The organism is Streptomyces sp. NPDC004658, assembly GCF_040609555.1.
Classification (GTDB): Bacteria; Actinomycetota; Actinomycetes; order Streptomycetales; family Streptomycetaceae; genus Streptomyces.
In genome coordinates, this window is sequence record NZ_JBEXKG010000006.1 from 1 (window position 1) to 21,694 (window position 21,694).

Sequence of the window (21,694 nt, forward strand, 5' to 3'; positions counted from 1 at the left end):
CGTTCGTGTGGCACGGCTCGATCCGCTCGCCGGAGATAGCCGAGCAGGCCGCGTACTACGGCGACGGCTTCTTCCACAACAACATCTTCTGGCCCGCCGACCACACCAAGCGGATGGTGGAGTTCTATCGGAGCCGGTACGCCCACTACGGGCACGGCACGCCCGAGCAGGCGATCGTCGGGCTGGGCGGACAGGTGTTCATGCGGAAGAACTCGCAGGACGCGGTGCGGGAGTTCCGCCCGTACTTCGACAACGCGCCCGTCTACGGTCACGGGCCGTCGCTGGAGGACTTCAGCGAGCAGACCCCGCTGACGGTGGGCTCGCCGCAGCAGGTGATCGAGAAGACGCTGTCGTTCCGCGAGTACGCCGGTGACTACCAGCGCCAGCTGTTCCTGATGGACCACGCCGGGCTGCCGCTGAAGACCGTCCTGGAGCAGCTGGACATGCTCGGCGAGGAGGTCGTGCCGGTGCTGCGCGAGGAGTTCGCCAAGGGGCGCGGCGCGGATGTGCCCGAGGCGCCGACCCACCAGTCGCTGCTCGCCGCGAAGAACACGCGGGACGCGCAGGAGGAGCAGGAGAAGAAGGAGGAGAGCACCGTATGAGCGAGCGTATGAAGGTGGTCGTGGTGTCGGCGGGGCTGAGCGTCCCGTCCTCCACCCGGCTGCTCGCCGACCGGCTCGCCGCCGCGGTGAACCGTGCGACGCCGGTGGACATCGAGGTGGTCGAGCTGCGCGACCTCGCCGTCGAGATCGCGCACAACTTCACCAACGGGTTCGCCGGGAAGGCGCTCGCCGCCGCGCAGGACGCGGTGACCCGGGCCGACGGGCTGATCGTGGTCACGCCGGTGTTCAGCGCCTCCTACAGCGGGCTGTTCAAGTCGTTCTTCGACGTGCTGGACAAGGACGCGCTGACGGGCAAGCCGGTGCTGATCGGCGCGACCGGGGGCACCGGGCGGCACTCGCTGGTGCTGGAGCACGCGCTGCGGCCGCTGTTCGCCTACCTCCGCGCCGTCGTCGTCCCCACCGCGGTGTACGCCGCGTCCGAGGACTGGGGCGCCGAAGGGCTCGCCGAGCGGATCGAACGGGCCGCGGCGGAGCTCGCCGCGCTGATGCCGTTGGCTCCGCGGCGGGAGGAGGAGGCCGTTGTGCCCTTCGCCGAACAGCTCGCGGCGCTGCGGCGCTGAACCTCGCCCACCACCCGACTCGGCCCGCCGAGACCTCCTGGGAGGCTCGGTCGGCCGAGTGGGACGGGCGCTTCGGCGGTTGCTCCTGTGACGGTGAGAGGCCGGTAAAAAGGGTGATCGTAGGTCCAGCGGGCCCGGCCGAACCGGCGGAGGCCTTGGCAGACTGGGGATGTGCCCCAGACTGTGCTGCTCGCCGAAGACGACCGTGCCATCCGTCATGCCCTGGAGCGTGCCCTGACGCTGGAGGGGTATGAGGTCACGGCGGTCGCCGACGGTGTGGAAGCGCTCGCGCAGGCGCACCGCAACCCGCCGGACGTGCTCGTCCTCGACGTGATGATGCCGGGCATCGACGGGCTCCAGGTGTGCCGGGTGCTGCGCGCCGAGGGGGACCGCACGCCCATCCTCATGCTCACGGCCCTCGTGGAGACCGCCGACCGCATCGCCGGCCTGGACGCCGGCGCCGACGACTACGTGGTCAAGCCGTTCGACGTCGAGGAGGTCTTCGCCCGGCTCCGCGCGCTCCTGCGCCGTACCAGCCCGGTGCCCGTCCCCGGCGGTGGCCAGGAGGGCCCGGTCCGCGAGGCACCGGTCTCCTCCGACCGGCAGATCGAGGCCGCAGGACTGCGCATGGACCTCCAGGCCCGCCGGGCCTGGCGCGGCCGGCGCGAGCTGGAACTGACCCGTACCGAGTTCGAGCTGCTGGAACTGCTCGTGCGCAACGCCGGCATCGTGCTCGACCACTCCACGATCTACGACCGCATCTGGGGCTACGACTTCGGCCCCGGCTCCAAGAACCTCGCCGTCTACGTGGGCTATCTGCGCCGCAAGCTGGACGAGCCCGGTGCCCCGCAGCTGATCCACACGGTGCGGGGCGTGGGCTACGTGCTCCGGGAGGACTAGGTGGGCCGCCGGTGGCTGCCGGACCGGCCCCGGCCGAAGCTGGTCTCCCTGCGCACCACCTTCGCGGTGTCCTTCGCGGCCGTCACCGCCGCGGTCACGATCCTCGTCGGCATCATGTCGTACAACTCCGCCGCGCGGCTCGTCCGGGTGGACCAGCAGTCGGTGTTCACCCAGGTCGTGCAGGACGTCCGGGACGAGGTGCGGCAGCACACGATGGGTCCGGAGGACTTCTCCTCCTCCCGTCCGGGGCACGATCTGGTCCGTCCCGCCCGCACCGACGTCCAGGTGCTCGGCGCGCAGGGGCAGATCATGGACCACGGCAGCCCGGTGCTGCCGGTCACCGCCCGGGACCGGGCCATGGCCCTCGCGCGGACGGCCGGGAAGGTGGTCGAGCACAAGGACGTACGGGTGGACGAGGACCTGTTCCGCATCGCCACCGTCTCCCTCGGCGACGGGCGGGGCGCCGTCCAGGTCGCGCAGGAGTTCAGCGACACGGAGGACCTGCTGCGGGCGCTCCAGCAGCGGACGCTGATCCTGATGGCGGCGGTCGTGGTGGCGGCCGGGCTGTTCGGCTGGTGGCTGGCCCGGCGGATCACCCGGCGCCTGGTGATCCTGACGTCCGCCGCCGAGGACGTCGCCCGCACCCGGCAGCTCGGCATCCAGGTGCCGGTGGCCGGGCTGGACGAGGTGGGGCGTCTCGGCCGTGCCTTCGACCGGATGCTGGGGCGGCTCGCGCAGTCGGAGGAGGACCAGCGCAGGCTGGTGCAGGACGCCGGCCATGAACTGCGCACGCCGCTGACCTCCCTGCGGACGAACATCTCGCTGCTGCGGCGGATCGACGAGCTTCCGCCCGCCACCCGGGAGGAGCTGGTCGCCGACCTGTCCCAGGAGGCGCGGGAACTGACCGACCTGGTCAACGAGCTGGTCGACCTCGCCGCCGGGCAGTCCGACAGCGAGCCGCCCCAGCGGGTGGACCTCGCCGACCTCGCCGAGGACGTCGTGGGGCTGGCCCGGCGCCGTACCGGGCGGGAGATCGTGCTGCGCGCGAGCGGGGACACGACGACCGACGGCCGGCCCGGGATGCTCCAGCGGGCCATGTCCAACCTGGTCGAGAACGCGGCGAAGTTCGACCGGGACGGCAAGGCGCCGATCGAGGTCCGCATCACGGGGCCGGCGCGGCCGGGGACGGTCCGGGTGGAGGTGCGGGACCGCGGCCCGGGGATCGCCGAGGGCGACCTCGTGCGCATCTTCGACCGCTTCTACCGCGCCGCCGACGCCCGCTCCCTGCCCGGCTCGGGCCTCGGCCTGTCCATCGTCCGCGAGGTGGCCATGGCCCACGGCGGAGCACCGTTCGCCTTCCGCCGGGACGGCGGGGGAGCGGTCATCGGCTTCACGGTGGGCGGCGGAATCGTCCCGGGCGGCGGCACCGGCACCTGACCGGGCGCGCGGGCCGGTGCCCGGCTGAGTACGCCTACCTACGCCGGGCCGGGTAGGTACGCCCATCCGCCGGCCGCGCCCGCCGCCGTAGCGTCGCCGTATGCCCGAGGAGACCGCACCGACCGTCACACCCGCCGCCGGCCCCGCGTCCGGAGGACCCGCCTCCGCCGCGTCCGGGGCCCGCACCCTCGGCCTCGGCTGTCTGGGCTGCGCCGGGTTGCTGTTCGTCGCCGTGGTCGCTCTGTTCATCCAGCTCACCTGGAACGCGGAGGACGGCAGGGACCTCCCCCGGGTCGCGCCCGAGGAGACGGCGGACCGCGTCTTCAGCCGCTCGCAGGAGGCGTACGACGTCCTGGGGTTCACACGGACGGTGCCGCCGGGGGCCGAGCGCGCCGGCGTCGGCACGGAGAACACGGTGGACGCGGGCTACTGCTACGACGGGGGGCTGCTGGGACTGGAGGACAAGACCGTCGACGGCGCCTACCGGATGTCCCACTCGTGGGCGGTGGACCACGTGCCCGCGAGCCAGGCCGTCCCCGGCCTGCGCCGGCTGCACCGGCGGCTGAAGGACGACGGCTGGACGGTCTCGTCGTACCACGAGGGCGGGAAGGGCAGGGACTGGTCGCTGTTCGTGCGGCGGGACGGCGAGGACGAGCGGATGTCCTTCACCTGGGACCCGGACCGGCAGTACTTCACCGGCGGCACCACCGCGCCCTGCGCCTACGACCCCGCGTGGACGGACGACGGCACGGGCTCCTACTCCCCCGGTGACGCCGCCGGCTCCGTCCGGCCGCCCGCCCTGTGGCCCGGGAGGCTATGAGCGGCCCGGCAGGGTCAGGAAGCCCTCCGCGCGGGCGCTCGCCAGGCCGATCCTCGGGATGTCGCCGCTCTTGGCGAAGAGCAGGAAGCGGGGTTCCCACACCGGGCGGTACTTGGCGTTGGCCCGGTACAGGGACTCGATCTGCCACCAGCGGGAGAAGAACGTGAGGACCGAGCGCCACAGGCGCAGCACCGGTCCCGCGCCGAGGCGGGCGCCGCGTTCGAAGACCGAGCGGAACATCGCGAAGTTGAGCGAGACCCGGTCGATCCCCAACTCCTCCGCGTGGAGAAGCAGTTCGACGACCATGTACTCCATCAGGCCGTTCTCGCAGGCGCGGTCGCGGCGCATCAGGTCCAGGGAGAGGCCGCGCTCTCCCCAGGGCACGAAACTGAGCAGGGCGCGAAGTTCGCCGTGCGGGTCCCGGCACTCCAGCATCACGCAGCGGCCGTCGGCCGGGTCGCCGAGACGGCCGAGGGCCATGGAGAAGCCGCGTTCGGTGGCACCGTCCCGCCAGCGGTCGGCCCGGTCCACGAGGACGGCCATCTCCTCGGCCGGGACGTCCTCGTGGCGGCGGACGCGGACCGTGCAGCCGGCCCGGCGGACCCGGTTGTGGGCCTGGCGGACCCCGCGCATGGCCCGGCCTTCGAGGGTGAACTCGGCGAGGTCCACGATCGCCTCGTCGCCGAGTTCCAGCGCGTCCAGGCCGTGCCGGGCGTAGACGGTGCCGGCCTCCTCGCTCGCGCCCATCACGGCCGGGGTCCAGGCGTGCCGGCGGGCTTCGGCGAGCCAGGCGTCGATGGCGCCGGGCCAGGCCTCGGGGTCGCCGAGCGGGTCGCCGGAGGCGAGGCTGACCCCGCCGACGACCCGGTAGGCGATGGCCGCCTTGCCGCTCGGGGAGAAGATCACGGCCTTGTCGCGGCGCAGGGCGAAGTAGCCGAGGGAGTCACGCTCGCCGTGACGCTCCAGCAGGTCCCGCAGCCTGCGTTCGTCCTCCTCCGCGAGCAGGCAGGCGCCGCGCGGGGCGCGGAAGCAGGCGTAGAGGACCGCGAGGAAGGCCACGGCCATCAGGACGTTGACGATCACGTCCGCCCAGCGGGGGGCCTGGACGCCGGTGACGCGGTCGGCGAGCGGGCCGACGCTGATGCCGCGCAGCAGGGTGTAGGCGATCTCGTCCCCGAGGCCGGCGCCGGCCGTCTTGTTCGTCGCGTGGACCAGGAGCGTGCCGAGGCCGCCGCCGACGAGGAGGCCGCCGACGCCGGTGGCGAGGGCCAGGCGCGGGTTGGAACGGTCGCCGATCGCGTCGAACTCGCGGCGGCCGAGCAGCAGGGCGGCGACGAACAGGCCGGTGAGGGCGGTGGAGACCCAGTTGAAGGGGTGCTCGCGGTAGGGGGCGCGGGTGAGGGCGACGGCGTAGAGGCCGAGGAGGGGGCCGGCGAGGAGGAGGTTGAAGAGCCAGGCGGCTCGTTTGCGGCGGCGCATCACCGCGGCGAGGAAGAGGGCGAGGGCCGCCGATACCAGGCCGGCGGTGGCCAGGTACGGAGTGAAGTACTCGCCCGCGTTGTGCTCGTGCACCTCTTCCCGGAAGGGCAGGGACACGACCGCCGCCAGGTTCAGCGCGGCGAGCAGGCGCAGGTACCAGACGGTGGCCGCGGCGGCGCGGGTGCGCACCCGGTGGTCGCCGCCGATGCTCAGGAGGCGGGGGGAGAGGACGCGGACGGTGCGGCGGGGAGCGGGGATCCGCGGCGGGGCCGGGGACGGGTGTCGCGCGGTGGCCGTCTGCTGTTCGGACGTCGTTTGTGGTGCGGGCATGGCGAACTGGTCACCCTTGGGGACGGGGACGGGGCACCGCAGACCCTACAGCTTGTAGGGTAACGGGCGGGTGAGGATCCGCGTGACCGGCGCACAGCCTCTCATCCCCCGGCCGCCCTCAGTCGCCGCCTCCGCGCCGGGCCGCCGTCAGCAGCCAGGCCAGGTTGCCCACCGCCGCCCCCGCGGCCACCGCGGCGACGATCACCCCGCCGGTCGCGAGGCCGTCGCTGAACAGGTGCGGGCGCCGGTCCAGGCTGTGCAGGCCGAAGCCGCACAGTTCGTACACGCCGACGGCGGCGATCACCAGGCTGACGACCAGCACGGCCAGTGTCGGAGCGAGACTGCGCGCACAGACCTCCGTGCCGGGCTCCGCTTCCGTGGTGTCCTGCATGGGTCCCCCGTTGAACAGACGTGTGAACAGCCCGGTGGCCGTTGGCGTTTGGGAACCTACAATACGTAGGGTCGATTAGGGTCGACGCCGTGCGGATCTACATCAGCGTGGACATGGAAGGCATCACCGGGCTCGTCGACGCCGACGACGTCCAGCCGGGCGGACGGGACTACGAGCGGGGCCGCGCCATGATGGCCGAGGACGTGAACGCCGCCGTACGGGGTGCGCTGGCGGCCGGCGCGACCGGCATCCTGGTCAACGACGCCCACGGGCCGATGCGCAACCTGCTCCCCGAGGCCCTGCACCCGGCGGCCCGCCTGGTGCGCGGCAGGCCCAAGCAGCTCGGCATGCTGGAGGGGCTGACCGGGGAGTACGACGCGGCGCTGTGCGTCGGCTACCACTCACGGGCCGGCGCGCCGGGCGTGCTCAGCCACAGCTTCATGGGCCACGAGATCGAGGACATGTGGCTGGACGGCCGCCCGGTCGGCGAGATCGGCCTGGCCCACGCCACGGCCGCGGCCCTCGGGGTGCCCGTGGTGGCCCTCACGGGTGACGACACGGCGTGCGCGGAGATGGCGGAGTGGGACGCGTCGGTGGTCACCGTCCCGGTGAAGTACGCGCGCGACCGGTTCGCGGCCGAGCTGCGGCCCGAGGCGGAGGCGCGCAAGGCCGTCGAGGAGGCGGTCACCCGGGCGCTGACCCCGGGCCCGCGCCGTCCCGCCCCCCGTGCCGCGGAGGCCACCCTGACCGTCCGCTGGCAGTCCGCGTCGGTCGCCGCGACCCTGCTCGGCATCCCCGGCGTGACGGCCGAGGACTCCAGGACGGTCCGCGCGAGAGGTGAACTGCCCGCGTTGTACCGGCAGTTCGGCGTGTGGATGCGGGTGGCGGCGTCGCTCACCAACCAGCCGCCGTACTGCTGACGTCCGCCGGCCGGGTGGGCGGCCCACCCGGTGGGTGCCGGGTCGCGCGGACGCGGTCGGCGCAGCGGGTGGAGCACCGGTGACGGCGGCCGGGCCGGAGCAGGTGGCGGTTGCGGGGAGGGGAAGCGCAGGCCGTGAGGCGTTGCGCGTCGGGCCCGGTGAGCCGGTCGGCGGCGTCGGCGGCCGGGGCGTGCTCCACGATCTGCCCGGTACGCCCCCGTCGACACCGCCCTCTCCGACGGGACTGAGCGGCCGGCCCGGCGTCAGCGCGCCCTCTCCCGCAGGAACAGCGCGCTCGTGAGAGTGCCCAGGAGGACGAGGGCCGCGTTCAGCGCGATCGCCGCCTTCAGACCGCCGAGGACGGCCAGGGCGCCCGTACCGGTCATGGCGGCCGTGGCGACGGCGCTCATCACCGGCGTCCCCATCGTGATCCCGATCTGCTGCGTCATCGTCGCGAGCCCGGTGGCCAGCCCCTGCTCCCGGTCGGCGAGACCCGAGGTCGCGGTCACCATGAAGCCGACGATGACCAGCATGTTGCCCACACCGCCCGCGAAGGTCGCGGCCAGCAGCAGCCACAGCGAGGAACGGCCGGTGCCGAGTCCGAGCAGGGCCGCCGTGAACAGGGCCTGACCGAGGCCGCCGGCCAGCAGCACCCGGGTGGCACCGAGCCCGCCGATCAGCCGCGGGGCCAGGGCACCGCCGACGACGGTCCCCGCGCCCAGCACGCCGAACGACAGCCCGGCGGCCAACGGCGAGAAGCCGAGCACCTCCTGGAGGTACAGGGTCAGCAGGAACACCAGGGACGTCTCGGTCAGGAACGCGATCAGACCGGCGACGTTCCCCCACGCCACCGACCGCCTGCCCAGCACGTGCGGCGGCACCAGCGGCGCGGACACCCGCCGTTCCACCGCACCGAACACCAGCAGCAGCACCACCCCGGCCGCCAGCGGCAGCAGTGCGGCCGGCGCGCCCCAGCCGTGCTCGCCGGCCTGTGTCAGACCGAGGATGACGGCCAGCAGCCCGAGCGTCACCGTGACGGCACCCGGCACGTCCAGCCTCGGGCGCTCCCCGGGCCGGGACTCGGCGATGACGGCGGGCGCGACGAGGAGCACGGCGAGAGCCACCGGTACGTTGACGAAGAACGCCCAGCGCCAGGACAGCAGGTCGGTCAGCAGACCGCCGAGGACCGCCCCCGTCGTGAAACCGGCCGACATCAGCGCCCCGTTGAGCCCGAGCGCCTTCTCCCGCAGCGGGCCCTCCGGGAACGAGGTCGTCAGCAGCGACAGACCGGCCGGGGTCACCGCGGCGGTGGCCAGCCCCTGGAACACCCGGGCCACGATGAGCACGTCGGGGCTCCGCGCCAGTCCGCCCGCCAGCGAGGCCGCGGCGAGGACGGCGAGACCGGCCAGGAACAGCCGGCGGCGGCCGAAGAGATCGGCGACCCGCCCGAACAGCAGGGTGAACCCGGCCGCGCACAGGGCGAACGCCGTGCCGATCCACTGGAGACGGGCGAGCGAGAAGCCGAGATCGGCGCCGATCACCGGCAGGGCCACGTTCAGGACGGAGAAGTCCACGGCCAGCATGAACTGCGCCGCGAGCAGCAGCACCAGCACCAGGCGGAGCCGGGGGGTGAGGGCGGCGGACGCGCCGGGTGGACGGTGGGCGGTGGTGACGGACATGACGAGACGATCCCCTCTGATGACGGAGGTGCCGATACACGGCGGTGGTGCCGGCGCGCTGCCGGATGGCCGGCGTTCACCGGTGGTGCCGGCGCGCTGCCGGACGGCCGGCGTTCACCGGTGGTGCCGCTGTCCGGCGAAGTCGCAGTGTTCGGCGCGGTTACCGGGCAAGAGGCTCGTCCCTGGCGCCCGTCGCAACCAGCACCCCCCTGCGACCGGCCGCCGCGAGGGTGGTCATCGCGTGACCACCCTCAGGCATCCCGTTCGCGCCGCCCGCCGGGCAGGATGGACGACGACCGCCCACCCGCCGGAGGCGCACGCCCCGCACCCGCGCGGGTGCCCGCCCCACCCCCGGAGGCCTACATGGACGCGTCGTCCGAGCTGGGAGCCTTCCTCAAGTCCCGCCGTGCCGCGCTGCGACCGGAGGACGTCGGCCTCGCGACCGCGCCGGCCCGCCGTCGGGTCGCCGGGCTGCGCCGCGAGGAACTGGCCCTGCTCGCGGGCGTCAGCATCACCCACTACACCCGCCTCGAACAGGGCCGGGCGGCCGGCGTCTCCGACGCGGTGCTGGACGCCATCGCCCGCACCCTGCGCCTCACCGAGGACGAGACCGCCCACCTCAAGGACCTGGCCCGCCCCGCCGCCCGGCGCCGCCCGGCCGCGCCCCGGGCCGAACACGCGACCCCGTCGGCCCGCCGGCTGCTCGCCGCCATGACCGACGTACCGGCGCTCCTCCTGGACCGGCGCAACGACGTCCTCGCCTGGAACCGGCTGGGCCACGCCCTGCTCGCCCCGCACCTGCCGGGGGACGCCCCGGACACCCCCACCGACCGCCCCAACCTCGTCCGGATGCTGTTCCTGGACGAGCGCTACCGCGCCCTGTACGCCGACTGGAAGGAGGAGGCCCACCTCGCGGTCGCCTCCCTGCGCCTGGTCGCCGGCCGGCACTCCGACGACCGCGCACTGGCCGAGCTGATCGGCCATCTGTCCATCGAGAGCGACGAGTTCGCCGCACTCTGGGCCCGGCACCCGGTCCGCACCTGCACCTCGGGCACCAAGTCACTGCGCCACCCGGCGGTCGGCACCCTGGAGCTGGGCTTCGAGAACCTGTGCCTCCCCGGCCCCGCGGGCCAACGCCTCATCGCCTACACGGCCGAACCCGGCACCCCGTCCGACGCGGCCCTGCGCCTCCTGGCCGGCACGACGGCCCCCGCCGAGCCGGGGCTGCCCGCGCTGGACGCGCACTGACCACCCCCCTCGCCCGGCGGCCTACGCCCCCGTCCGCACCCCGAGCACGCCCAGCATCGCGCGGGTGGCCGGGCTCGGGTTGAAGCGGCTCCAGGCCAGGTACTCGACGCGGCGCGGTCCGCCGGTCACCGGGACCAGTGCCAGCCCCGGGTCGCCGGCGGCCAGCGGGCGGACGAACGCCGAGGGCAGCAGCGCGATGCCGAGCCCGCGTGCGACCAGCCGGGTGATCAGCTCGACGACCCCGGCCTCGAACGCGACATCGCGGACCAGGCCGGCCGCGGCGAACGCCTGGTCCGACTGGGCCCGGGCGGGCGTCCCGGTCACGAAGTCCACGAACGTCTCGCCGGCGATGTCCTCCAGCGTGACCCGGTCCGCCCCGGCCAGCCGGTGCCCGGCCGCCACCACCAGCACATGCTCGTCGTGAGCGAGCACCACACTCTCCACCCCGGAGGGCCGGTCGCCCTCCGGCAGCCCGAGGAAGGCGATGTCCACGTCCCCGTCCCGGATCGCCGCCGCCAGCTCGTCACTGCGCCCGGAGCGCAGCGTCACGCGGACCTCCGGGTGCCGGGACCGGTACCGCTGCAACAGCTCCGGTACGTCCACGGCGGCTGTGGTCACGATCACGCCGACGGAGAGCCGCCCCCGTACCACCCCGGTCGCGGCGGCGGCGTCGGCCACGGCGAGGTCGGCGGCGGCCAGCGCGTCCCGCGCCCGGGACACGAACGCCTCCCCGGCGCTGGTGAGTTCGACCCGCCGGCTGGACCGCGCGAACAGCCGCACCCCCAGCTCCCGCTCCAGGGCGCCGATCCGGTGACTGAGCGAGGACTGCGCCACGAAGCAGCGCTCGGCGGCACGGGTGAAGTTCCGGGTCTCGGCGACGGCGACGGCGTACCGCATCTGCTGGAGGTCCACACATCCATCGTTGTCGTACATGGCTGCGATGGCAACCATGTCTTGGACGGATGAGTGGCGGACGCCAAGACTTGCTGACATGCCTGCTTACGCCGACAGAGCGGCAACCGTCCTCCTCACCGCCCTCGCCCCCGCCGCCTGGGGCACGACCTACGTCGTCACCACCGAACTCCTCCCACCCGGCCACCCCCTGTTCGCCGGACTCGTGCGCGCGCTGCCCGCCGGGCTGCTGGGCCTCGCGCTGACCCGTGTCCTTCCGCGCGGCGACTGGTGGTGGAAGGCCGGCGTCCTCGGCGCGCTCAACATCGGCGCCCTGTTCCCGCTCCTGTTCCTGGCGGCCGAACGGCTCCCCGGCGGGGTCGCCGCCACCCTCGGCGCCACCCAGCCGCTGCTGGTCGCCGCCCTCGCGGTCCCGGTGCTCCGGGACCGGCCGACCGCAAGGGGTCTGATGTGGGGCGTGCTCGGTGTGGCCGGCGTGGGCCTCGTCGTCCTGGGCCCGCAGGCCCGCCTGGACGCCGCCGGCGTACTGGCCGGACTCGGCGGTACGGCGGCCATGGCCGTCGGTGTCGTCCTCACCAAGCGCTGGGGCCGTCCCCCGGGCGCGGGCCCGCTCACGCTGGCCGCCTGGCAGCTCACGGCGGGCGGCCTGCTCCTGCTCCCGCTCACCCTGACGGCCGAGGGGCTGCCACCGCGGATCGACGCCGGCGCGGCCGTCGGCTACCTGTGGCTCGGCAGCATGGGCGGGCTGATCGCGTACACCCTCTGGTTCCGTGGCATAGCCCGCCTCCCGGTCGGCGCGTCCGCCCCGCTCGTCCTGCTCTCGCCGCTGGTCGCCACGGTCATCGGCACGGTCCGGGGCGAGTCCCTGAGCCCGCTGCAGACGGCCGGCTTCGCCCTGGCCCTCACGGCCATGCTCGCCGCCCAACTGAACCCACCGAAGAAGAAGACCGAGAGGGGATCGACACCCAGCCTGGAAGGTGCAGCAGGAGGCCCGTACCGACCGGGCCGGCCTGGGAAGAGGCTGAAGGCCGACCCGCGCGGCCTCCCACAGGGCGTTCGCGTCCGGGGCCACCATGCGTCCGGCAGCTCACGGGCCTCGGCCTCGGTCATGCCGTCCGTGGACGACGCCGCGATGAGCGCGGCCGGGAAGGTGTCGGGACTGAACGCCGCCCCGTCGCAGGCCTGTTCACCGGTGGACGGATGCGTGGGGAGGAGCTCCTCGAGGACCGAGCGCGGCAGGGCGCGGAAGGTGAGGTAGATCGAGGCCGCGAGCAGAGCCTCGGCGGCGGCGTCGTACCGCCGCCTCGCCTCCGCCGCCCGCTGGGCGAGGACGCTGATCACGGTGACACGCGCAGAATGACACTCGTGAACGAACAACGCCCCAGCACCGCGCAAGAGGGCAAGCGGAACCGCAAGGAGCGCCTCCATGTCGTCGAGGTCAGCGGGGGACGCCCCGGTCAGTGGACGTTCGACGTGCTCGATCAGGACCGATGGTCCAGCCTCACCGAGGAGGAGAGGAAGGCAGAGCGTCACAGAGCGATCAAACGGCGGCAGAATCGTCGACGTGCACAGCGCATACGAGAGAACGGCCCACGCGACGTCTACACCATGGCACAGATAGGGGACCGTGACGGATGGCGCTGCGTGATCTGCCACAGCGCGGTGGACCTCGCGTTCAGGCCGCCGCATCCTTGCTCCCCGAGCGTCCATCACCTCGTCGAGATCATGTCGGGTGGCACGGACACTCTGGACAACGTCGCCCTGGCCCATCGGTTCTGCAACAGCGACTCCTACACCTGGGGTCGGAAGGCGCCGGCTGTGGCCCGGGAACGGCTGGCGGATCGCGTGCTCTACGGCAAGCACGGACCAGGGCGACGTGACCGGGTGCCTGACGCGGATGCCGTCGCCTTGGCAGCCGAGATCACGGGCGACATCGACGACTGAGCCGCGTCACAGAGATCCTCGGTCATGGTCTCCTCCGGTGGCGGCTCCCTGAACCAGTGGCCCCGCACAGGGAGGAGCCGGACGCCCTGGTCCGTCTGCCCCCGGCGGTGGGTGCAGACCGACGTCAACGGAGCCTTCAGCCCTGGGGCTTGTCGGTTGAAGCGGGATCTTTGCCCGGTTCAGGCGACTGGTGCGTGAAGACCACGAGGTGCCAGGTGCTCTTCTCCCGCGTCACGGTGAAGGTGTCGTTCAGGGACTTGCCGGCCTTGTCTTCGGCCACGAGGCGGGCGGATCCGGTGTCCGGGCCCATGTCGTGGTCGATCTGCAGGTCCTTGATCTTCCATCCCCGGCCACCTCGGTCGGCGAGGATTCGTGCGGCCTCCTTCCTGGACCACTCCTCGTCCTTTACGCCGCCGACTTCGATCAGTGCCTTCACGCTCCGGGAGTTCAGAGACTGTACATAGGCTTCGACGGCCTTGCGTGCCCCGTCGGAGGATGCCGAACTCGATGGTGAGGATTCCGAATTTCCAGGGCTGGCCTCATCGCTGTCGGTGGATGAGCAGCCGGATGCGACAACCAGGGCGGCCGCCACGGCCAGAAGCCGTCGACGTTTCACAGCACTCTCCTATGTATCTCCTGTGAGGGGGCAGCAGCCTGTCACGTGCGGTGCGCGTACCACCAGGTACGCGGGTGGTCGGAGAGGAGCTTGCTCAGGCTTTTGTTGTGGGTGTCGCCGGTGTGGTACGTCAGATAGGGCGTGCCCCGGTACTTCTTCGTGACGATCATCGAGTGGTCGACGTTGTTGTTGCGGTTCCAGTCGGCCTGGAGAACATCCGCCTTCTCCAGCTTCCACACGTTGTCGAGGAGCTTGGTTCGCCTCGAGTGTTTCGACGCGAACCAGTACCAGTTCTCTGCACCCGCCCACGTGTAGGACGTCCACCATGTCGTGGGACCGTAGAACCAGTACTTGTTGCTGGTGCGCTGGACGAGGGCGCCGCCCTTCGGGCCCCACCCGCCGGCGAGCATGGCCTGCGAGATGAAGTTGGTGCAGTCGGTGCTGTACGTGCGGTAGTCGTCGTTGTGGTGGTCCCAGTACTTGTTGGCGTACGACACCATCTTGTCGTAGTTATAGCTGGCCGAGGCCGCCGGCTTGACGACGGCGTCGGCGCTGCTGTCGGGCAGCGGCTCGGCGGACGACGGGGCCTCCTTGGCTCCCTCGTCCTCGTCCGGCTTGCCACCCCCGGCGTCGGGACCGGCGTCTGCGTCGGAGACCTGCGTTGCAGGCGTCGGCCCGCCCTCCGTTTCCGCCTTGTCGGACGAGAGCAGCCAGGCGCCGTCGGAGCCCTGGGTGAACTTCACCGTGTGCGGGAGCGACAGCTCCTCATACTCCGGTGCGCCCTCCTCGACCTCCTGCGCCGTGAACGGGAGATAGAGGCGCGTGTGCTCGGTGAGCTGCAGTGTCGCCGACTGGCCGGAGACGGTCAGGTCGCCGACCTTCACGTCGACCTGAGCCTTTGTGTAGCCGCCGTCGACATCCTTGTACCGCTCGCCCTTCTTCGCGAGAGCGGCGAGATCGTCCTCCACGCGGGCCGTCATGGAACGTGTGGCCTGGACGTGGGCGATGGCGGCTCGTGCCGACGGGCGGGAAGCCGTCAGCATGTCGGCGCGCTGCTGCAGGTAGCCTTCGGCGAGTTGAGCGAGTTCGGTGCTGTCTGCGCTCGCCGTGGGCGGCACGGCTGAAGCCGATGGCTGGGCGTGCGCCGGTATGTCGACGAGCGCGAGGATCGCTGCCGCCGTGGTCGCGACTACGGCGAGCGCCTGTCTGTGCTGCGCGGTGCGCATGAAACCCCCTGGTCAAGCTGACTGGTCGGGGTCAGCCTGCATGCCAAGAGGGTCCATTCGAACGTGGCGTTCCCCTCTGGCGGGTTCTTGATCCTGGAATGTCTGATTCCTAAGAGAGGAAGCGCCTTCGTGCGACAGAGGCGATGGGCAGGCGGATGAGCCGTGCGGGGAACCGCTAGCGGGAGCGGTAACGCCTGGACGAAGTGCCCACGAGCGGCGCTCGATTCACCGGAGGTGACCAACAGCATCCCCAGTGGTTCAGTACCTCCGCCTCGCCGCATCGGTCGCCCGGGCCCCGCAGGATCTCCAAACCGCGTTGGAACGCCTCGATCGCGCCGTCGCGCGCACAGACGCCGAGCTGTCGGAAGAAGCGCTGCCGCTCCGGCGCGAGATCCCGGTAAGAGAGATCGAACGTCGCGGTGACAGCGCGTTCACCGGTGCGCAGCTCTCCCAGCCGGTCCCGCGCCGCCACCAGCCGCCCGTGCAGGTCCTCGGCGGTCCAGGAGGGATGGTGCCGCAACCGTGCCGCGAGCAACGACACCCCCAGCGGCGGACATCCGCACAGCCGCACCAAGTCTTCCACCACGTCGCGGTCGCCGAACGCAGGCCGGAGACCAGGCTGTCGGCCTGAGCTGTCAGCTGGACGGTGAGTTTGCACCCGCACGGTCCTGGACGCCGCCGCACGGCTGGGCATCCGCGTCCTGGTGATCGGCGGCGCCGGCGCCCTGACCAGCCCCGGAACCCCCGGCGTCCTGGTCGCCGACGACCCCGCCCACGTCCCGGCGCGGTTGCGGCCCGTCGCGGCGGCGGGCGTGGCCCAGCTCCGCACCTGCCGGACCCACCCCCACACCGACTGGGTCTACCTCAGCCCCCCGGTCCTCCTGGAACCCGGCCCCCGCACCGCCCGCTACCGCCGCGGTACGACCACCCTCCTGACCACGCCGGACGGCCGCTCCTGGATCAGCGCGGAGGACCTGGCCGTAACGGCCGTGGACGAACTGGAGACCCCCGGCCGGGACCACCACATCACGGTCGCCCACGCCACGGGAGCCTGAGCCGGCGGAACCCACGCCGGGCTCGGGGCGGCCGGCGAGGGCACGGTCGCCCTGTGCCGCGCCCGGCGCGGCACCCGGCGGGGCACTCGGGCCCGGCCCGAGGGCGATCGGCCACCGGCAGCGCGCAAGCGCCCGCGGACATGAGCACCCGTCACCCGGGCTCCCCTTCCCGCCACCGCCGACGTAGCCTGCCGGGACTTCGCCGCATCAGCCGCCGACTGGGAGGGCCCGCGTGACCGAGCCGACCGCCACCGGACCGACCGCCACCGAGCCGACCGCCCCGGGCAAGAAGCCCTTCCTGTACGTCATCGTCTGCGCGGGCGGCGTCGCCCCCGACGTCGGCACCCTCATCACCGCCGCCCAGGAGGCGAACTGGGACGTCGGAGTCGTCGCCACACCCCAGGGCCTCCGCTTCATCGACGCCACCGCGGTCGAGGCCCGCACCGGCTACCCGATCCGCTCCGCCTGGCGCGCCCCGGGAGAACCCCGCCCGCTGCCGCCCCCGGACGCGATCGCCGTCGCCCCGGCCACCTTCAACACGATCAACAAGTGGGCCGCCGGCATCTCCGACACGCTGGCGCTCGGCATCCTGTGCGAGGCGTACGGCATGGGTATCCCGACCGTCGTCCTGCCCTGCCTGAACGCGGCCCAGGCCGCCCACCCCGCCTATCGGCAGAGCCTGGACCGCCTGCGCTCGATGGGCGTCCTGATCGGCTCGTCCGGGCCGCACCGGCCGAAGGCCGGGGGCGCGGGGGGCCGCGACCGCTTCCCCTGGGAGGAAGCCCTGGAGCTGCTGGCCCCTGTCGCCCGCACGAGGCGGTGACGCCGGCCTCCGTGGACAGGCCGCCCGGCCTCATCGGGGGCAGCGCGCTGCCGTCACCGCCCGCTGGACGTAAGGTCCGTATATGAGCGCCGTCTGGTCCGGCCGGTGCGGTGCCGCGCCGCCGGAGCCGCCCCCTCGTCGCCGCCGGTGCCCCCGCACAGGAGGCTGAAGCGTGTCCGGCACGGCCACTGACCCCCGCTCTCCCGGCCCCGGACCGGACGCCGTGGACGCTGTCCTGGACCACTGCGCGCGCGAGACCGGCGCCTACGCCGGCGCGGTGTACGTCCTCTCCCCGGACGGGCAGGTGCTCCAGCTCGCGGTGCTGAGCGGGATCTCGCGACGGATCGCCTCGCCCTGGGCCCGCGTTCCGCTGCCGGCCGCGAGCCCGGTGAGCGACGCCGTGCGGCAGGGAGGGCTGGTGTGGATCGGCAGCCAGGAGGAGCTGGCGCGCCGGTATCCGCAGCTGGCGCTCGTCCTGCCGCATCCGTTCGCCCTGGTCGCCGCCCCGATCAGCACCGGAGCACGGGTGTGGGGCGGTCTGGTGCTGCACTGGTCCAGCGCGCACCCTCCCGCACTGAGCGCACACGAGCGCGAGGCGATCGCCGACGCCTGCCGTCGCCTCGGCCCGATCCTGCGGCAGGCCGCCGACAGCGGGCGTGCACTGGCCGGACCCGAGCCGCGCATCCTGTCTCCGCCGCGGAACCGCGCCGCCGGGCCGGCGGAGGCCCAGGCCGCGGCCGACTTCGCCGAGCGCCTTCCCAGTGGCTGCTGCGCGCTCGACCCGGACGGCCGGATCACCTTCCTCACCACCGCCGCGGCACGGCTCCTCGGCGCCGGCATCCCCGACCTGCTGGGCGCCCGCCCCTGGGAGGCGCTCGCGTGGCTGGACGACCCGGTCGCCGAGGACCGCTACCGGGCCGCGGTGCTCAGCCGCCGGCCGACGTCCTTCACCGCCCGGCGGCCCCCCGACCAGTGGCTGTCGTTCCACCTGTACCCGGACGCCTCCGGCATCAGCGTGCGCATCGTGCCCACGTCCTCGGCCGACGCCGCGCCCCCTCCTCACCTCCTGCACCCCGCGCCCGCCGCGGAACCCGGCCGGGCCACGGCCCTTTACCACCTGATGCACCTGGCCGCCACGCTCACCGAAGCGGTCGGCGTCCAGGACGTCGTCGAAAGGGTCGCCGACCAGATCCTGCCCGCCTTCGGCGCCCAGGCCCTCGCTCTGATGGCCGCGGAGGAGGGCAGACTGCGGATCATCGGCCACCACGGCTACTCCGCCGCGCTCATGGCCCGCTTCGACGCGGTGCCGCTCACCTCCGACACCCCGGCGGTGCACGTCCTGACGACGGGGATCCCGAGCTTCTTCGGCACCTTCGGCGACCTCAAGGCGGCCTACCCTCCCGCCGTCCTCCAGGACGACATGGCCGCCTGGGCGTTCCTGCCGCTGATCACCTCCGGACGCCCCGTCGGTTCACTGGTCCTCGCCTACGACCGGCCGCGCGCCTTCCCCGCCGAGGAGCGCTCCGTGCTCACCTCGACCGCCGGGCTGATCGCCCAGGCGCTGGACCGCGCCCGGCTCTACGACGCCACACAGCAGCTCGCCCACGACCTCCAGGCCGGCCTGCTGCCCCGCACCCTGCCCCGCGTCCCCGGCCTGGACGTGGCCGCCCGCTACCTTCCCGCCAGCTACGGCATGGACGTCGGCGGGGACTTCTACGACCTCATCCGCCTCGGCGAGGCAGCCGCCGCCGCGACCATCGGGGACGTCCAGGGGCACAACGTGCAGGCCGCCACCCTCATGGGGCAGGTCCGCACGGCCGTCCACGCCAACGCCGGCGCACCCCCCGGCGAGGTCCTCGCCCGCACCAACCGCCTGCTCACCGACCTCGACGCCGGCCTGTTCACCAGCTGTCTCTACGCCCACCTCGACCTGGCCCGCCACAGCGCCTGCCTGGCCACCGCCGGGCATCCCCCGCCGATCCTGCGCCGTCCGGACGGCCGCACCGAGATCCTCCGGCTGTCTCCCGGACTCCTGCTCGGCATCGACCCGGCCGCCGACTACCCGACGACGGACGTCCCACTGCCTCCCGGCGCCGTGCTCGCCCTGTACACCGACGGGCTGGTCGAGGCCCCCGGCACCGACATCGAGGACGCGATCGGGGCTCTCGCCGACCGGATCGCCGACGCGCGCGACGAGACCATGGACGCCCTGGCCGACACCCTGATCACCCGCGCCCGGCACACGGCCCCCCGCAGCGACGATGTCGCCCTCCTCCTGATCAGCCCGCGACGCACGGAACCGGGTTCCCCGTGACGGGCCGGCGAGCGGAGCCGGGGGACCGGGGTCCGGTCGTTCAGCCGAGCCAGGCGAGTGGGTCTTCCTCGTCCTCTCCGGATGCCCGGACCGTCGTGAAAGTGACGGGGACTCCCAGTTCGGCAAGACCCGCAAGAACGTCAGGCGAGATGAAGAGTCCCGATCCTGGCTCGGCAACGCCTGTCACATCGACCCTCACCGACTGTCCCGCCTCCCTCAGCGCGTCGAGCGCCGATTGGCGGGGGCCGAGGAATGCGACAAGTGCCGCGGCCTGTCCGTCGACGCTTTTCGAGTGGCGCTCGTCAACCGTGAGCGTGGCCCGGCCGGGGCCGGAATGGACGCTCACGCCTTCGCGGGAGGAGAACTCTTCGCTGCCGGCGAGTCGCAACGCGGCAAGCAGAGGAGCGGTATCCACTTCCTGACCTGATACCACCAGGGACGTGCTCAGGTCACCCCAGGACGTCGATTTCGCCGCAGGTTCCCTTTCCATGATCACTCCGTCAGCGTTCGCTCATGCTGGCTGCGATCCTGAGCGGGAACCCCAGGCGTGCGATGCGCTTTATCTCGTCCGATCGAAGGGCGAGAGCGGCATCGTTCCCGGAGAACCCGAACAGGCTGACGGCCACCTCGTAGCCCTGTCCAGCCAGTTGCCTGAGCTCCGTCCTCTTCCGCTCCGCGAGGGAGAGGATCCTGTCCAGCTGTTCGTGGAAGTCCCGGCTGGTGCGCTCGTCGCAGCTGATCCTCCACCGTCCGTCGGTCTCGCCGGGGCGGTCCCATTTACCGAGGCCTGGATTCCGTACCCCGGTGGGTTCCACGGCGAGGAAGGGCGTGATCTCTTCGGGCCGCAGATCTCTTCCCTTGATGACGAGCGACACCTCCGTCAACACCCAGGAACGCTTTTCCCTCACGTTCATGCCAAGCTCTCGCCCCCCGCCGGCGCCCAGAGGCCGGCCAGATCCTTCCGCGCGGCAGCGGCTTGCAGCTGCCCCGCCTGGAACGCAGGCATCCACGCCGACGGGTCCGACGGGTCCGTGCCGAGCGCCGCCGCCGATGCCTCGTCCGGGAACAGCGACACCACCGTCTCCGCGCCCAGCGCGGCCCGCGCTTCCTGCCCGGGATCCTGCCGCGCCATCGGCTCCACGACGACCAACGTCCGTGCACCGGCCGCGAGGTCTGCGTTGGTGCCTGCCCGCAGCGCGCCGTCGACGTAGTGGCGGCCGCCGATCGAGACGGGCGGCGCCGCGCCCGGGAACGCGCTGGAGGCCGCGACAGCAGCCGCCAGGGGAACGCCACTGTCGCGATCCCAGACCACCGGCTCGCCGCTTCCCGTGTCCACGGCAGGGATGAGCAGGCGACGCTCAGCCGGCCAGGCGTCCGTGCCGATGAGCCGACGTCGCACCGCGACCAAGGCCCGCTCGGCCTCCGGATCGGCCGCGGCCAGGGCGATCCGCCCGACCCGCCGACGGGCCTCCTCCGGTGGCAGACCGGCACCGAGGACCGCGAAGACCTCACCCATGCGCCGCGGATCGGCCCGCGGCGGCCGGGGACCGTCGCCGCTGCTGCCGACGGGGTCGGCGAAGCGTGAGAGATCCCGGCCCGAAGCCAGTGCGGCGCCCACGATCGCGCCGGCCGAGGTGCCGACGACCAGATCCGCCGCGCCCAGGTCGACGCCCAGGCCGCGCAGGCCGTGGGCGAGTCCCGCCATCCAGGCGGTGCCGGCGTGCCCGCCCGGGCCGAGCACCAGCGCGCTGTCCAGTGAATGCATCGTTCCCCCATCTGCCGCTGTGGCGATCTCGACCCTGCGCGCTGTGCCCTGGCCGCCTGAAGGCCCTCCCGGCACATGACGAGGGCGGGGTCCGAAAACCCCGCCCGCTACCCGAGAAACCCCAGGTCAGGGCCAAACCAGGCAATACGGCTGATGCCCCGCCTCATGCAGCCGATGCGAGAAGTCCTGCCACTCGTGCAGCAACTGGTACACGTTGAACGCGTCCCGCGGCCCGCCCCGGTCCGGGACCGTCGACCAGATGAAGGCCGCCGCGCCGACCGCTTCCTCGCCGATGCCGCGGAGGGGGTCGACGACGGTCATGGGGAGTTTGACGACCGCGTAGTCGGGGTGCAGGACGACCAGCTCCAGGGGCGGCACCTTGTGCAGGGGGACGCCCTCGATGCCCGTCAGCACCATCGCGGCCATCGTCTCCGGCTTGATCTTGGTGAACATGCCGTTCATGCCCAGCTCGTCGCCGCCGAGTTCCTCGGGACGCATCGAGATGGGGACGCGGGCCGCGGTCGCGCCGTCCGGCGCGCCGAAGTATTTGTACGTCACCCCCACCCGACCACCATTCCTGCTCCCCGCCCGGAGGCGGTCGGCCCGCTGGTCGAGCCGGCGGTCGAGATCCCGGTCGATCTGCCGGTCGTAC

Annotated in this window: 21 protein-coding genes and 3 pseudogenes; 12 read left to right on the plus strand and 12 right to left on the minus strand. The window is 72.9% G+C overall.

The annotated features are described in order from the left end of the window. From ABZV94_RS04170 to ABZV94_RS04190, 5 genes are all read left to right on the plus strand, one after another. Positions 1-602: LLM class flavin-dependent oxidoreductase (locus tag ABZV94_RS04170; protein ID WP_356336924.1), on the plus strand; the 602-nt coding region annotated here is incomplete at its 5' end. 8 nt (positions 603-610) lie between these two features. Then, positions 611-1,183, plus strand: a complete 573-nt coding sequence (locus ABZV94_RS04175) for an FMN reductase (protein WP_356337141.1) — start codon at positions 611-613, stop codon at positions 1,181-1,183. A 171-nt stretch (positions 1,184-1,354) separates the two neighbouring features. Next, positions 1,355-2,083, plus strand: coding sequence for a response regulator transcription factor (locus ABZV94_RS04180; RefSeq protein WP_356336926.1), 729 nt, complete (start codon positions 1,355-1,357; stop codon positions 2,081-2,083). Further along, the gene (locus ABZV94_RS04185; RefSeq protein WP_356336929.1) at positions 2,084-3,520 is read left to right on the plus strand and encodes a HAMP domain-containing sensor histidine kinase; all 1,437 of its coding nucleotides are present in this window, start codon (positions 2,084-2,086) and stop codon (positions 3,518-3,520) included. 100 nt (positions 3,521-3,620) lie between these two features. After that, the gene (locus ABZV94_RS04190; protein ID WP_356336931.1) at positions 3,621-4,340 is read left to right on the plus strand and encodes a hypothetical protein; all 720 of its coding nucleotides are present in this window, start codon (positions 3,621-3,623) and stop codon (positions 4,338-4,340) included. On the opposite strand, the gene ABZV94_RS04195 is transcribed toward ABZV94_RS04190, so the two are convergent. Further along, on the minus strand, positions 4,335-6,149 hold the full coding sequence (locus tag ABZV94_RS04195; RefSeq protein ID WP_356336933.1) for a phosphatidylglycerol lysyltransferase domain-containing protein: 1,815 nt from the start codon (positions 6,147-6,149) through the stop codon (positions 4,335-4,337). The two genes, ABZV94_RS04190 and ABZV94_RS04195, sit on opposite strands and share 6 nt — an antisense overlap. 118 nt (positions 6,150-6,267) lie before the next feature. Beyond that, the gene (locus tag ABZV94_RS04200) at positions 6,268-6,540 is read right to left on the minus strand and encodes a hypothetical protein (protein ID WP_356336936.1); all 273 of its coding nucleotides are present in this window, start codon (positions 6,538-6,540) and stop codon (positions 6,268-6,270) included. Positions 6,541-6,629: 89 nt separating this feature from the next. Here ABZV94_RS04200 and ABZV94_RS04205 point away from each other — a divergent pair, with 89 nt between their 5' ends. After that, positions 6,630-7,460 (plus strand): M55 family metallopeptidase, encoded by an 831-nt coding sequence (locus tag ABZV94_RS04205; protein ID WP_356336938.1) that lies wholly within the window; start codon positions 6,630-6,632, stop codon positions 7,458-7,460. Here ABZV94_RS04205 and ABZV94_RS04210 read toward each other — a convergent pair. Together ABZV94_RS04210 and ABZV94_RS04215 are read right to left on the minus strand one after the other, a co-directional pair. Continuing rightward, positions 7,435-7,671 (minus strand): annotated as a pseudogene (locus ABZV94_RS04210) (hypothetical protein); the annotation flags it as partial. The gene ABZV94_RS04205 and the pseudogene ABZV94_RS04210 sit on opposite strands and share 26 nt — an antisense overlap. Positions 7,672-7,723: 52 nt before the next feature. Beyond that, entirely contained in the window at positions 7,724-9,139 is a 1,416-nt protein-coding gene (locus ABZV94_RS04215) for an MFS transporter (RefSeq protein WP_356336940.1), read from the minus strand. Positions 9,140-9,502: 363 nt separating this feature from the next. Between ABZV94_RS04215 and ABZV94_RS04220 the strand changes: the two genes are divergently transcribed. Continuing rightward, positions 9,503-10,387, plus strand: a complete 885-nt coding sequence (locus ABZV94_RS04220; RefSeq protein WP_356336942.1) for a helix-turn-helix transcriptional regulator — start codon at positions 9,503-9,505, stop codon at positions 10,385-10,387. A 21-nt stretch (positions 10,388-10,408) separates the two neighbouring features. Here ABZV94_RS04220 and ABZV94_RS04225 read toward each other — a convergent pair whose 3' ends face one another. Then, positions 10,409-11,299, minus strand: a complete 891-nt coding sequence (locus ABZV94_RS04225) for a LysR family transcriptional regulator (RefSeq protein ID WP_356337143.1) — start codon at positions 11,297-11,299, stop codon at positions 10,409-10,411. 79 nt (positions 11,300-11,378) lie between these two features. Between ABZV94_RS04225 and ABZV94_RS04230 the strand changes: the two are divergent. Further along, positions 11,379-12,242, plus strand: a pseudogene (locus ABZV94_RS04230) (EamA family transporter); the annotation flags it as partial. Between the two features lie 422 nt (positions 12,243-12,664). Further along, entirely contained in the window at positions 12,665-13,243 is a 579-nt protein-coding gene (locus tag ABZV94_RS04235) for an HNH endonuclease (protein ID WP_356336944.1), read from the plus strand. Positions 13,244-13,379: 136 nt separating this feature from the next. Here ABZV94_RS04235 and ABZV94_RS04240 read toward each other — a convergent pair whose 3' ends face one another. The 3 genes from ABZV94_RS04240 to ABZV94_RS04250 form a co-directional block, all read right to left on the minus strand. After that, entirely contained in the window at positions 13,380-13,859 is a 480-nt protein-coding gene (locus ABZV94_RS04240; protein ID WP_356336946.1) for a hypothetical protein, read from the minus strand. A 41-nt stretch (positions 13,860-13,900) separates the two neighbouring features. Next, a complete protein-coding gene (locus ABZV94_RS04245; RefSeq protein WP_356336947.1) occupies positions 13,901-15,085 on the minus strand; it encodes an amidase domain-containing protein in 1,185 nt (394 codons plus the stop codon). 175 nt (positions 15,086-15,260) lie between these two features. After that, positions 15,261-15,671, minus strand: a complete 411-nt coding sequence (locus ABZV94_RS04250; protein ID WP_356336949.1) for a hypothetical protein — start codon at positions 15,669-15,671, stop codon at positions 15,261-15,263. Between the two features lie 70 nt (positions 15,672-15,741). On the opposite strand from ABZV94_RS04250, the pseudogene ABZV94_RS04255 reads away from it, so the two are divergent. From ABZV94_RS04255 to ABZV94_RS04265, 3 genes and pseudogenes are all read left to right on the plus strand, one after another. Further along, positions 15,742-16,140: pseudogene (locus ABZV94_RS04255) on the plus strand (hypothetical protein); the annotation flags it as partial. 232 nt (positions 16,141-16,372) lie between these two features. Further along, positions 16,373-16,963: a flavoprotein gene (locus ABZV94_RS04260; RefSeq protein ID WP_356336952.1), complete on the plus strand. Its 591-nt coding sequence runs from the start codon at positions 16,373-16,375 to the stop codon at positions 16,961-16,963. Between the two features lie 172 nt (positions 16,964-17,135). After that, a complete protein-coding gene (locus ABZV94_RS04265; RefSeq protein WP_356336954.1) occupies positions 17,136-19,277 on the plus strand; it encodes a SpoIIE family protein phosphatase in 2,142 nt (713 codons plus the stop codon). Between the two features lie 40 nt (positions 19,278-19,317). On the opposite strand, the gene ABZV94_RS04270 is transcribed toward ABZV94_RS04265, so the two are convergent. The 4 genes from ABZV94_RS04270 to ABZV94_RS04285 form a co-directional block, all read right to left on the minus strand. Continuing rightward, positions 19,318-19,767 (minus strand): hypothetical protein, encoded by a 450-nt coding sequence (locus ABZV94_RS04270; protein ID WP_356336956.1) that lies wholly within the window; start codon positions 19,765-19,767, stop codon positions 19,318-19,320. A gap of 10 nt (positions 19,768-19,777) precedes the next feature. After that, on the minus strand, positions 19,778-20,191 hold the full coding sequence (locus tag ABZV94_RS04275) for a DUF4279 domain-containing protein (protein ID WP_356336958.1): 414 nt from the start codon (positions 20,189-20,191) through the stop codon (positions 19,778-19,780). Beyond that, positions 20,188-21,018 carry a patatin-like phospholipase family protein gene (locus tag ABZV94_RS04280; RefSeq protein WP_356336960.1) on the minus strand — a complete coding sequence of 277 codons (831 nt, stop codon included), beginning with the start codon at positions 21,016-21,018 and terminating at the stop codon, positions 20,188-20,190. Before ABZV94_RS04280 ends, ABZV94_RS04275 begins: the two co-directional genes overlap by 4 nt. A gap of 150 nt (positions 21,019-21,168) precedes the next feature. Further along, on the minus strand, positions 21,169-21,606 hold the full coding sequence (locus tag ABZV94_RS04285; protein ID WP_003974483.1) for a hypothetical protein: 438 nt from the start codon (positions 21,604-21,606) through the stop codon (positions 21,169-21,171). Between the last annotated feature and the right edge of the window lie 88 nt (positions 21,607-21,694).